This is a genomic window from Cypionkella psychrotolerans (assembly GCF_001294535.1).
Lineage (GTDB): Bacteria > Pseudomonadota > Alphaproteobacteria > Rhodobacterales > Rhodobacteraceae > Cypionkella > Cypionkella psychrotolerans.
On sequence record NZ_LGIC01000011.1, the window covers coordinates 19,814 to 31,905 of the forward strand.

Consider the following 12,092-nt stretch of genomic DNA (forward strand, 5'->3'; position numbering starts at 1 on the left):
GGGGCTGGGGGCAGATCAAATTCAACAAATTCAATTGGGTGGCAAAATGAGTGATCTGCGCATTTCTGATCGCGGTCGGGTGGATCATGCCCGTCCCGTTCGCTTCACCTTCGACGGCAAGACCTTTGCAGGCCTAGAAGGCGACACCGTTGCTTCGGCCTTACTGGCCAATGGGCAGCATCTTATGGGACGCGGCTTCAAATACCACCGGCCGCGCGGAGTGGTTACCGCAGGGTCGGAAGAACCCAACGCACTGATCGGCACCACGCGGGGGCCGGGCCAGTTTGAACCGAACACCCACGCCACGATGCAAGAAATCTATGACGGGCTTTCGACGGAAAGTCAGAACAAGTGGCCCAGCCTGAAGTTCGATATCGGCGCCATCAATGACCGCCTCTACATGCTGTTTTCGGCAGGCTTTTATTACAAGACCTTCATGTGGCCCAAGTCTTTCTGGGACAAGGTCTACGAGCCTTTCATCCGCCGCGCTGCGGGCCTTGGTCGCTCTCTGACCTATCTTGACCCGGATCATTACGCCAGCCGCTATTTGCATTGTGACGTGCTGATCGTGGGGGCGGGCCCATCGGGTCTTGCAGCGGCGCTCACTGCGGCGCGCTCTGGGCCGTCAGTGGTTGTGGTCGATGAACAGGCCGAGATGGGAGAGGCACTTTTGTCCGAGCCGTCGGTGGAGATTGATAGGGACCAGGTCTGGGGCTGGCTCGCGTCTACGCTGGCCGAACCCGCAAGCCTGCCGAATGTACGGTTGATGAACCGGTCCACGGCAATCGGATACTATCACCAGAACATGGTGGGCCTGTGCCAAAAGCTGACCGACCATCTGTCGGATGTGCCCGCCGATGCGCCCCGTGAACGGCTTTGGCGTGTGCGTGCGGGACAAGTCATTCTGGCCCAGGGGGCTATTGATCGCCCGATGGTGTTTGACGGCAATGATCGCCCCGGCGTGATGATGGCGGGCGCGGCGCAGACCTTTCTTAACCGCTTTGGCGTTAAGGTGGGTGTCCGTCCGGTGATCCTGACCAGCAATGACTCTGCGTGGTATACCGCGTTTGATCTGGCTGATGCGGGTTGCAAGGTGGCGGCCATCGTCGATACCCGCACCGATATTCCGCCCGCGCTGATGCAAGCGGCCATGTCCCGCCAGATCGAGGCACTGACCGGATACACCGCCACTGCCACGAGCGGGCGGTTGCGGGTGAAATCCATCCGAGTGAACCCTGTACGCGGTGGCCGCGTCGGTGCGGCGCGCACGATTGCTTGCGATGCGGTGCTGATGTGCGGCGGATGGACACCGTCGCTGCATCTGTTCAGTCATACCAAAGGTTCGCTGGAATGGGATGCCAAGGCCAAGGCATACTTGCCCGGCCACAAAACCGAGGCAGTGCATATTGCTGGCGCAGGACGCGGCCTTTGGGGCATCGCCGCCGTGCTGGCAGATGGCGCCCAAGCGGGTGCTGATGCGCTGCGCGATCTGGGTCGCAAGGCCGGAGCCGCCACTTATGCCGTAACGAACGACCGCACCGGCACGGGCATCACCCAAAAGGAACTGCCGACCGATCGCAGCCCCAGCAGCGCCAAAGCCTTTGTCGATTTCCAGAACGATGTGACAGCCAAGGATATTCGTCTGGCGGTGCGCGAGGGCATGCGGTCTATCGAGCATGTTAAACGCTATACCACCAACGGCATGGCCACCGATCAGGGCAAGCTGTCCAACATGAACGGGCTGACCATCGCATCCGATGCGCTTGGCAAGGACATCCCGCAGGTTGGCCTGACCACTTTCCGCCCGCCCTACACGCCCACCACCTTTGGCGCGCTGGCAGGCTATCACAAGGGCAGCCATTTCGAGGTGACGCGCAAGACGCCGATTGACAGCTGGGCCGTCGAAAACGGCGCCGCCTTTGAACCTGTCGCCCTGTGGCGGCGCGCGTCGTATTTCTCCAAGGCGGGCGAGGATATGCACGCGGCGGTCAACCGCGAATGCCGGGCCACGCGCCAGTCGCTGGGCATCTTTGACGCCTCGACGCTTGGCAAGATCGAAGTGTCCGGCCCCGATGCGGTTGAATTCATGAACCGCATGTACACCAACCCTTGGGCCAAACTTGCCCCCGGCAAATGCCGTTACGGCCTGCTGCTTGGCGAAGATGGCTTTATCCGCGATGATGGCGTGATTGGCCGGATGCGCGACGATCTGTTTCATGTCACCACCACGGGCGGTGCAGCCCGCGTACTGAACATGATGGAAGATTACCTGCAAACCGAATGGCCCGACCTTCAGGTCTGGCTGACCTCAACCACCGAAGAATGGGCAACCATTGCGATCAACGGCCCGAATGCGCACAAACTGCTGGCACCCCTGGTCGAAGGCCAGAATATGTCTGACGCCGCATTCCCGCATATGTCGGTGGCCGAATGCACGGTCGCAAGCTTTCCCTCGCGCCTGTTCCGCATCAGCTTTACGGGCGAATTGGGGTTCGAGGTGAACGTCCCCGCCCGCCATGGTCGTGCCCTGTGGGAAAAGCTGATGGAAGTCGGCAAAGCCTATGACGTCTGCCCCTATGGCACGGAAACCATGCACATTTTGCGCGCTGAAAAGGGCTATATCATCATAGGTCAGGATACCGATGGCACAGTGACTCCCGAAGATGCCGGGATCGGCTGGGCCATTGGTAAGGCGAAACCCGATTTCGTCGGCAAGCGGTCACTCGCATGGCCCGACATCGTCGCCAAGGGGCGCAAGCAACTGGTCGGCCTTTCAACCGAAAACCCGAAAGACGCGCTGGTTGAGGGCGCACAGATCGTGCTGGACCCAAAGCAGCCCAAACCGATGAAGATGATCGGCCATGTGACCAGTTCTTATTGGTCCGAGGCGCTGGGACGCTCGATTGCCATGGCGGTGGTCCAGGGTGGCTTTGACCGGATGGGCGACACGCTGCATATCCCCACGGCGGATGGCGGCTCGCAGGCGGCAAAGGTCACGGGGAGCGTATTCGATGACCCCGCCGGTGACCGGCTGAAAGTTGAATGAGGAGGATGCCAGAATGAACGCCTCCATAAAATCGTTTGACGCCATATCGGTCACTGTTCTGCCCGCGGTGGCGCGGCTGAACCTGCGCATCGCCCCTGCCAATCTGGAGGTGGCCTCGGCGGCCTTTGGTCTGCCCCTTCCCGGCAAAATCGGGCAGCGTGTCGCCGCAAATGGCCGTGCCGCGTGGTGCCTTAGCCCCGACGAATGGCTGCTGCATGGCCCCGAGGCCGAACAGACAGCCATCGTGGCCGATTTCGCAACCGCGCGAGTAAAGGCCCCGCGCAGCCTGACGGTGATTTCGGACCGCGAATTTACCATCGCCATCACAGGCCCCCGCGCGCAGGAGCTGCTATCAGTCGCCTGCCCGCTGGACCTGTCAGGCATGGTCCCAGGCACCGCCAAGCGCACTTTGTTTGACAGCGCACAAGTGGTTTTGATCCGCTAAGCCGACGATGCGTTCCGTATCGAGGTCTGGCGGTCGTTCTTCCCGCATGTGTCCGAGCTTCTGGACATCGCCCTGCGCGAGTTTGCCTGCGGTCTCTGACGCCGTTGCGCCCTAGCAGAAATCATGACGCACCTTTCCGGCGCGCACCCCCGCTTTTACCTGAAAGGCCCCTTGCTATGTTGAAATCCCTGATCACCGACACGGCCATCGCCGAGGCCATCGGGCATGAGCTTGATCGCCAGATCGAGCTGATCGCGTCGGAAAACATCGTCAGTCTTGACGTGCCGCGCGCCCAAGGGTCAGTGCTGACCAACAAGTATGCCGAGGGCTATCCAGGCAAGCGCTATTACGGCGGCTGCGAGCATGTCGATGTGGTGGAACAGATCGCCATTGACCGCGCGAAACAGCTTTTTGGGGCGGGCTTTGTCAACCTGCAGCCGCATTCCGGCGCGCAGGCCAATCAGGCGGTGTTTCTGGCGCTGTTGCAGCCGAGCGACCGGATCATGGACCTGAACCTTGCCCGCGGCGGGCATTTGACCCACGGCCCGCCCGTCACCATGTCTGGCAAGAGGTTCGATGTGGTCAGCTATGAAGTGCGCACCGACAACCAGTTGATCGACATGGACAATGTGCGCGAAGTCGCGCTGGCGAAGAAGCCCAAGCTGATCATCGCCGGGGCTTCGGCCTATCCAGGTCACATCGACTTTGCCGCCTTCCGCGCGATTGCCGATGAGGTGGGCGCCTATTTGATGGTGGATATGGCGCATTACGCGGGCCTGATTGCGGCTGGGGAATACCCCGACCCGATGCCCCACGCCCATGTCGTGACGACAACTACGCATAAAACCCTGCGCGGCCCGCATGGTGGCATGATCCTGACCAATGACGAAGCGTTGGGCAAGAAGTTCAACTCAGCAGTGTTTCCCGGCAATCAGGGCGGCCCGCTGATGCATGTGATCGCCGCCAAAGCAGTGGCTTTTGGCGAGGCGCTGGACCCGTCGTTCAAGGACTATGCAAAGGCCGTGATCGCCAATGCGCAGGCGCTTTCTGCGGTGCAGGTCGCAGGCGGGCTTGGCATCGTATCTGGCGGCACCGATTGCCAAATGGTTCTGGTCGATCTTCGCCCCAAGGGTGTCACCGGCAAGGCCGCCGAAGCCGCGCTGGAACGTGCCGGTTTGACCTGCAACAAAAACTCGATCCCGTTTGACCCGGAGAAGCCGTTTGTGACTTCGGGTGTGCGGCTTGGAACATCGGCAGGCACCACGCGCGGCTTTGGCCAGGCCGAATTCCGCAAGGTGGGCGAACTGGTCTTGCGGGTGATCGACGCGCTGTCGGCTAACGCCGACGGCGACGCCGCAGTTGAAGCGGCGGTTCTGGCCGAGGTGCGGGCATCGTGTGCCGCGCACCCAATCCATGCCACGGGCGTCTGATCCGATGTTTCTGTCGGTATTTGATATTTTCAAGTTGGGCGTCGGTCCGTCATCGTCCCATACGATGGGGCCGATGACCGCCGCCGCGCGATTTCTGGATGATCTGCGAGGCGGGGCCGAAAAAATCCCCGGCGCAGGGCGACTGGCGCGCCTTGGGGCCAGCGTGCACGGCAGCCTTGCCTTTACCGGCAAGGCTATGCCACCGACCGCGCTGTGGTGCTGGGGCTCTTGGGCTTTCGCCCCGACACGCTGGACCCCGACGCGACTGAGGCGCTGGGGGCCGCAGTCCGTCAAAGTGGGCGCATCGCGCCGCCGGGGTTGGGTGATCTGGCCTTTGATCCCGAACGCGATCTGGTGTTCGACTATGGCCCCCCTGCCCGGCCATGCCAATGGGCTGGGTCTGCGGGCTTTTGACGAACGGGGAAATCCTTATCTGACCCAGACCTATTACTCGGTCGGCGGCGGGTTTGTTGTGACAGCGGCGGAACTGGAGGCGTCGAAATCCGGCAATCTGCACGCGCAGAAGGCGGCAAAAGGTTATCCGCACCCGTTCGGCAATGCGCTGGAAATGCTCGCCATGGGTCAGGCAACTGGCCTGACCCATGGCGACATGAAGCGCGCAAACGAGGTGGTGCATTCCGGGCCCGGTCTGGAGGAACGCCTCGATACGCTGTGGCAAGCGATGGATGCCTGCATCGCAAGGGGGCTGCGCAAGGACGGCATTCTGCCCGGGGGATTGAAGATCAAGCGCCGCGCCAAGGCGATCCACGAACAGCTTTTGGCCGAACGCGGACAAAACCAAAGTCAGCCACATGTCGTCAATGACTGGCTATCGGTCTATGCCATGGCGGTGAATGAGGAAAACGCCGCCGGGGGCCGGGTTGTCACCTCGCCCACCAACGGGGCGGCGGGCGTGGTTCCTGCGGTGATCCGCTATTACCGCGACCATTGCATTGGCGCGACGCATGCCGGTATCCACCAATTTTTGCTGACTGCAGCCGCAATTGGCGGGTTAATGAAGCATAACGCCTCGATATCGGGGGCCGAAGTCGGCTGTCAGGGTGAGGTGGGCAGTGCAGCGGCGATGGCGGCGGGGCAGTGCGCGGCCCTTGGCGGCACCAATGAACAAGTGGACAACGCTGCCGAAATCGCGCTTGAACATCATCTGGGCATGACCTGCGTCCCGACGGCAGGTGCCCTGCATCGAGCGCAACGGTCTGGGCGCGATCAAGGCGGTCTCTGCCGCCAGTCTTGCCCTGCGTGGCGATGGCACGCATTTCATGCCTGTGGACAATTGCATCGAGACGATGCGCCAGACCGGCATCGACATGAATGTGAAGTACACGGAAACCTCGACCGGGGGCCTTGCCGTCAATCAGCCAGAGTGTTGAGGTCTGGCGGTGCCCCGTTTCGGGCGCGGGCATCGCGGGCCATGATCGCGATCACCAATCCCGACAGGACCAGCGCCGCGCCCAGCAGGAAATCCTTGGTTAGCGTCTCGTCGGAGAACACCACCCATTGAACATGCCGACCAGTGGCATCAGCAGGGCAAAAGGCGCGACCTGGTCCATCCGGTTCCGCTTCAACAGTCCATACCACAAAAGATAGGCCAAGACGAAAGAACCGACACCCAGAAGCAGCACACCAGACCATTCATAGGCCGAACCCGTCTGCAATAGCGTGATGTGATCAGATTCAACAATCAACGACACCGCAAGAAGCTGCGGTGCCGCTAAGAGCGACATCGCCCCCACCAACTGCCAGATCGCATCGCGCGAATGAACGCGGATCAGCGCCTGCCCCAGGCCCCAGCTTGCGGTGTCGACCAGAATGCAGATCAGGCCAACATAGGCATTGCCAGGCTTTGGCACGCCGACCACCACCGCAATCCCCAGAATGGCCAGCCAGGTATCGACGAGGGACACCCCCGAAAAAGATCAGCCCGCTTTACAAACCGCAGCCAAAAACCATATTGACGAGCAACCAGCGCCATGGGGTTCTCACCCCGATCCGGGGCCAAAACAGGATCGCGCCGACAATCGCATACATCATTGCCGTGGTGAAAAGCGGCTGAAAATGCAGCAATACCCCCTTGCCGAACGAATAACCCGTGGCCCAGAGGATCGGAGGCAGCAGAGCAAGAAACAGGTCACGCGGTGACATCTGGAACGGCATCCCAAGTTGCGCTTTTCTGCATGATTACGTGACGCTAAATTCTAACCTTAGCGATTAACGACAAAGGGATTGGTCGGAAAAGGCCCTTCGCGGTTTTCATCCACCTTTTGCGCGCAGACATCGTCACAAACGCAGTACGTTCGGGCCATGGTCACTTCGGTGACCAGCCTCGCATCAACGACTTTGTCAAATTTGCTGCGCCCCAGAGGTTCAGTGCCGGGGCGCAGCGGGATTGTTTTCGGTCTTATTTCTTGACGATCAGATGCTCGGGGCCATAGGCAAAACCGGTGATGTTGGTGTTGCCCTTGTTGTTTTCCTTGGTGATGACCAGAATGTCATGCTCGCGGTAGCCGCCTGCACCCGGCAGATGGTTCGGCACGGTGATCATCGGCTCCATCGACACAACCATGCCCTCTTCCAGAACGGTATCGCAATCTTCGCGCAGTTCCAGACCAGCTTCACGACCATAGTAATGGCACAGAACGCCGAACGAGTGGCCATAGCCAAAGCTGCGGTATTGCAGCAGGTTTTCGGCCGCATACATCTCGTTCAGTTCTTTGGCGATGTCGCTGCACTTGGCACCAGGCACCAGCAGTTCCTTGCCACGATCATGCACCGCGCAGTTGATGTTCCACAGGCGCGTATGCTCGTCCGATGCCTCTTCCGAGAATAGCGTGCGCTCCAGCGCCACATAATAGCCAGCAACCATCGGGAAGCAGTTCAGCGACAGGATATCGCCCTTTTCGATCTTGCGGCTGGTCACCGGATTGTGCGCGCCATCGGTGTTGATGCCCGACTGAAACCAGGTCCAGGTATCCAACAGCTCGCCATGCGGCCAGACCTTAGCAATCTCGCGCACCATCGTCGCGGTGGAGTGCAGTGCCACTTCATGCTCTGGCACGCCAACGGCAATCGCCTCGACGCAGGCCTCACCACCGATATCGGCGATACGGGTCATCTTGGTGATGTGCGCAATTTCCTCGGCCGATTTGATCATCCGCAGGCGCATGGACGCCGCGCCGATATCGACGAATTCCATGCCCGGGAATTCGGATTTCAGCAGGTTCAGCGTGTCGATGTTGATATGGTCGAACTCGATCCCCAAGCGCTTGACGCCTCCGGTCAGGCCGCGAATGGCATGAAAATAATTGTCCTTCTGCCAGTCGGTGTAGGTGACGTTCTTGCCCCCGAACGTGCGGCGCCACGGCTGGCCGCCGTCGATGCCCGCGCTGATCGATGTGGCGATGTTGTGATCAACCAAAAAGCCATAGCGGCGGCCGAAATAGCAGAACATGAAATCGGCATAATAGTTGATGCAATGGTAGCTGGTGAACAGCGCGGCATCAATGCCGGCCTTGGCCATATGACCGCGAATCGCATCAAGACGCCGCTGCATTTCGCTGTCTGAAAACGTTGAAACGGCCTTTTCGCCATTGTCCACATAGTTCTGCAAGCGTTCACGTTCCATCGAATCCTCCAAAGATTTGGTGGGCCGAGATTGACCCGATTGCGGGCGATCAAGCCCTCGTTGAACGGCCTTGTCAAAAGACCATTTTTCACGATAGCATCAGTTTTTCTCATGCTTAGGTGTACCATGACGACACTGCCCCTCAATGCCCTGCGCGCCTTTGAGGCGGTCGCCCGCCTGGGGTCATTCCGCGCTGCCGCCGAGGCGCTGTTCGTCACCCAATCCGCTGTCAGCCACCAGATCCGCAATGTCGAGGATTGGCTGGGAAAGCCGTTGTTTGAGCGTGAGGGCAACCGGACCCGGCTTTTGCCACATGGGGCCGATCTGGCGCGCAGTCTGGCAGGATCGCTGGCCGAGATCGAAGCAGCTTGCAACCGGGCGCGCAATATCAGTCAGGCCCTTGTTATTGCGGCGATTCCCTCGGTGGCGATGTGCTGGTTGATTCCCCGCCTCAGCCGGTTTCGCACCTCCCATCCGGAAATCGAAATCCGGATCGTTTATGCCATGCATGGACGCGAGGTAAACTTTCACGATGTCCATCTTGCTTTTGTCTTTTCGAAAGAGCCGCCGACGATCGGGGCGCACTTCTTTTTGGGCGGGCAAAGCATGCCGGTGTGTAGCCCTTCTGCATTGGCCCGCCTTGGGCGCAAACCTGAAACCGTTGCCGACTTTCTGACCTTGCGTCTTTTGCATGACGGCACACAGACGGGATGGACGAACTGGCTGTCGCTCTTGGACAACGTTGCATCGGACCCTACGCTCGCGCCCACCTATGAGGGTACGACCTTTGAGGATTTCAACTTGCTTCGCGCAGCAGCCCTATCAGGGCAGGGCGTAGCCCTATGCCCGAAGGCCATGATCGAGGATGATCTGAAGTCGGGCGGCCTTGTCCAGGTTTCACCACGATTGCAGGACGACGGCTTCAACTATTATCTATTGTCTTCCACGACAGCGGCACCAATTGTCACCCGTCAAGCGCAAATTTTTCAAGAATGGGCAATGTCGGAACGGGAAGATTTGCTGAAAACCTCCTGACTAAGGCACTTTCATCAGGTCGCCCCGCACGCCTTGACGCCGTCAATATGTCCAGTTGCCGCCAGACAGTTGGCCGAAGACCATAATGGCGCTAACGCCAATAGGTGAGAATGGGCTGACGACTGCGGCTGACATGCGAAAAAGGACAAGGTTCGGTGAATTTCATGCTGCTTTCCTGCGTTGGTCTTGCATGAGAATGCTGGCAGTGTCCTCGATAAGGTACTTTGACTGACGACGGATACGGCCCTTCGTTGGAACGGTGACCTAAACAGCTTGTGCCGTCGCGGCGGCGGCGTCCTTGCCCGTAGTCAGTTCAAGCAAGGACGCAATCATCCGCAATGTGTCTCAGCCGCGCCGGTGGCATCAAGGATGGCTTTTGCCATGTAAAGGTTCTGGAGGGGGATGCCAGAACTGTCAAAAATGGTTATATCATCGTCACTCTGCCGACCACTCGCACCCCCAGACGGCACCGCGCCGATAGCAGTCAGGACGGCGCCGGAGGCCACATGCTGAAACTCGCCGATGCGGGTCGATTGATCCGGCAGATCACAGAATAGCCGTGCGCGGGGGAAAAGTATCGGGGGCAGTTCCTGCTTGCCCTGCGAATCCGACCCCATGGACGAGATGTGGGTACCCGGCTGCACCCAATTCGCGTCACAAAGGGGGCGGTAGCCGTGGTTGCTGTGACAATGATGTCTGCGGCTCTGACGGCGGCTTCGGGTTCTCGATTCGCGGCAGGCAACCCCCGGCCTTGCAGCGTCTTGGCGAACGCGGCAGCGCGGGACGGATCGCGGCCGACCACCCAGATACGGGACAGTGGGCGGATGCGGGCAATCGCTTCGGCCTCATAACCGGCTTGATGGCCTGTGCCGAAAACCGTCAGAACCGCAGCGTCTCGTCTAGCCAAGGCGTATGTCGCGACAGCATCAGCCGCTGCAGTGCGATAGCAGTTCAGGGTCGAGCCCTCTACCACTGCGCCGATGCGGCCTGATGGCTGGTCGATTAGCAAGATAGTCGAGGCATGGCGCGGCAGGCCACGAGCATCATTGGTGGGGAAATAGGCGCCGACCTTGAGCCCGGCAAGATCGGTTCCTGCTGCCATTTTGACGGTGAACCGGTTCTGCGGATCGCTGGCATGAGCGATGACCACCGGAAAGCTGAAAGCATTCAGCCCGATGGCCGCGATGAAGGCGCGGCGCACGGCATCAAAGGCAAGCTCATGGGTGACGAGCGCGGCGGGCTGTGCCTCGGTGATGACGATCATGCAATGTTCCTTACCAACCACCGAAACGATGCCAGACTTTCAACGCACCACCTGTGCTGAGAAGGACGTTGTAGCGGTCATACTGGGCGGCAGTTGCGCAGGCATGGTTAGGCAGGATGCCTAGATGCGTCCCAACGACCAGTTCAGGCAACGGACCTTTCGCACCAAGGCGCAGAGAAATAATCCCGTGCTCTTGGTTGGCACAGCTAACAATCAGATCATCGATCACGCGCCCGTCAGCATCGCAAACAACGCCGTAGTCTTGATCCACCTCCTGCGCCGCCGTGCCGCGGTCGCGTGATATTGCCATCCAGCCCGCATCGATCATGATCCAGCCCTTATCTTGCTGATGCCCGATGACAGTCGTCAGGACACTAAGCGCTATGTCGTCCACCGTGCAGACGTCGATCCCTGTCATCACCAGATCAAAGAACATGTAGACCCCGGCACGCAGTTCAGTGACGCCGATCAGATCGCGGGCGGCATGGGCCGTCGGCGTTGAGCCGACGCTGACAACCGGACAGGGCAACCCGGCCCCGCGCAAGGCATGGGCCGCGCTGACGGCCGCACTGCGTTCCCGTTCGGCAAATTCGGCATGCGCTGCATTGCCTCTCACATTATAATTTTCGCCCGCATGGGTCATCACGCCGCGCTGCGCGTCCTTCGCGTGCAGGATGCGGCCGATTTCGACAAGTACTGGTTCATCTGGTCGGCGACCGCCGCGATGGCCGTCGCTATCGATCTCGATCAGCGCAGGCACGCCCGCTTGCGCGGCCGTACTGGCCTGCTCGATCCTGTCGAGGATCACAACCAAATTGGACCTGTCGCGGTTTCGTTCCGGTCAGGTGCTCATGTTAGGCGGCCTTCCGTTCGAAAGCCACGGGGCTTTTCCAGCCCAACGCTGAGTGTCTGCGGCGTGGATTGTAGAAGCCGTTGATGTATTCAAAGAGGGCGACTTCGACCTCTCTGCGTGTCGGCCAGTTTCTGCGCCAGATCAGTTCTGCCTTGAGGGATTTGAAAAAGCTCTCGACGGCCGAGTTGTCATAGCAATTTCCCTTGCCACTCATTGATGCGATAAAACCATGTTTGCGCAGGATTTTCTGGTAGTCATGCGAACAATATTGGCTGCCCCTGTCGGTGTGATGGATGCATCCTTTGGGTGGCCGACGCAGGGCGATGGCCATGTTTAGGGCGCGGATCGCCAAGTCCTTCTTCATGCGGTTGCTGAT

At 59.9% G+C, this 12,092-nt stretch carries 10 protein-coding genes and 1 pseudogene; 5 read left to right on the forward strand and 6 right to left on the reverse strand.

Annotation, left to right across the window (positions count from 1 at the left end):
- The first annotated feature begins 46 nt into the window (after positions 1 to 46).
- The 4 genes from AKV04_RS03080 to AKV04_RS03095 all read left to right on the forward strand — a co-directional run bounded on the left by AKV04_RS03080 (position 47) and on the right by AKV04_RS03095 (position 6,443).
- The gene (locus tag AKV04_RS03080; protein WP_054005028.1) at positions 47 to 3,046 is read left to right on the forward strand and encodes a sarcosine oxidase subunit alpha; all 3,000 of its coding nucleotides are present in this window, start codon (positions 47 to 49) and stop codon (positions 3,044 to 3,046) included.
- Between the two features lie 13 nt (positions 3,047 to 3,059).
- Entirely contained in the window at positions 3,060 to 3,491 is a 432-nt protein-coding gene (locus AKV04_RS03085) for a sarcosine oxidase subunit gamma (RefSeq protein ID WP_235815525.1), read from the forward strand.
- Between the two features lie 176 nt (positions 3,492 to 3,667).
- On the forward strand, positions 3,668 to 4,921 hold the full coding sequence (gene glyA / locus AKV04_RS03090) for a serine hydroxymethyltransferase (RefSeq protein WP_054005023.1): 1,254 nt from the start codon (positions 3,668 to 3,670) through the stop codon (positions 4,919 to 4,921).
- Positions 4,887 to 6,443, forward strand: a complete 1,557-nt coding sequence (locus tag AKV04_RS03095) for an L-serine ammonia-lyase (RefSeq protein ID WP_456062139.1) — start codon at positions 4,887 to 4,889, stop codon at positions 6,441 to 6,443. The genes glyA and AKV04_RS03095 overlap by 35 nt, the downstream gene beginning before the upstream one ends.
- On the opposite strand, the gene AKV04_RS03100 is transcribed toward AKV04_RS03095, so the two are convergent.
- The 3 genes from AKV04_RS03100 to AKV04_RS03110 form a co-directional block, all read right to left on the reverse strand.
- On the reverse strand, positions 6,412 to 6,846 hold the full coding sequence (locus AKV04_RS03100; protein ID WP_054005024.1) for an EamA family transporter: 435 nt from the start codon (positions 6,844 to 6,846) through the stop codon (positions 6,412 to 6,414). The two genes, AKV04_RS03095 and AKV04_RS03100, sit on opposite strands and share 32 nt — an antisense overlap.
- A gap of 22 nt (positions 6,847 to 6,868) precedes the next feature.
- Positions 6,869 to 7,084 carry a hypothetical protein gene (locus tag AKV04_RS03105; RefSeq protein WP_156317329.1) on the reverse strand — a complete coding sequence of 72 codons (216 nt, stop codon included), beginning with the start codon at positions 7,082 to 7,084 and terminating at the stop codon, positions 6,869 to 6,871.
- Between the two features lie 256 nt (positions 7,085 to 7,340).
- A complete protein-coding gene (locus tag AKV04_RS03110) occupies positions 7,341 to 8,564 on the reverse strand; it encodes an aminopeptidase P family protein (RefSeq protein WP_054005026.1) in 1,224 nt (407 codons plus the stop codon).
- A gap of 30 nt (positions 8,565 to 8,594) precedes the next feature.
- Here AKV04_RS03110 and AKV04_RS03115 point away from each other — a divergent pair, with 30 nt between their 5' ends.
- On the forward strand, positions 8,595 to 9,599 hold the full coding sequence (locus AKV04_RS03115; RefSeq protein WP_235815526.1) for a LysR family transcriptional regulator: 1,005 nt from the start codon (positions 8,595 to 8,597) through the stop codon (positions 9,597 to 9,599).
- Between the two features lie 329 nt (positions 9,600 to 9,928).
- On the opposite strand, the pseudogene AKV04_RS27765 reads toward AKV04_RS03115, so the two are convergent.
- The 3 genes and pseudogenes from AKV04_RS27765 to AKV04_RS03130 all read right to left on the reverse strand — a co-directional run.
- Positions 9,929 to 10,863, reverse strand: a pseudogene (locus AKV04_RS27765) (ornithine cyclodeaminase family protein).
- A 10-nt stretch (positions 10,864 to 10,873) separates the two neighbouring features.
- Positions 10,874 to 11,671: an alanine racemase gene (locus AKV04_RS03125; protein ID WP_235815528.1), complete on the reverse strand. Its 798-nt coding sequence runs from the start codon at positions 11,669 to 11,671 to the stop codon at positions 10,874 to 10,876.
- 46 nt (positions 11,672 to 11,717) lie between these two features.
- Positions 11,718 to 12,092 (reverse strand): IS3 family transposase (locus tag AKV04_RS03130; RefSeq protein ID WP_156317330.1); only part of this gene is annotated, 375 nt, incomplete at its 5' end.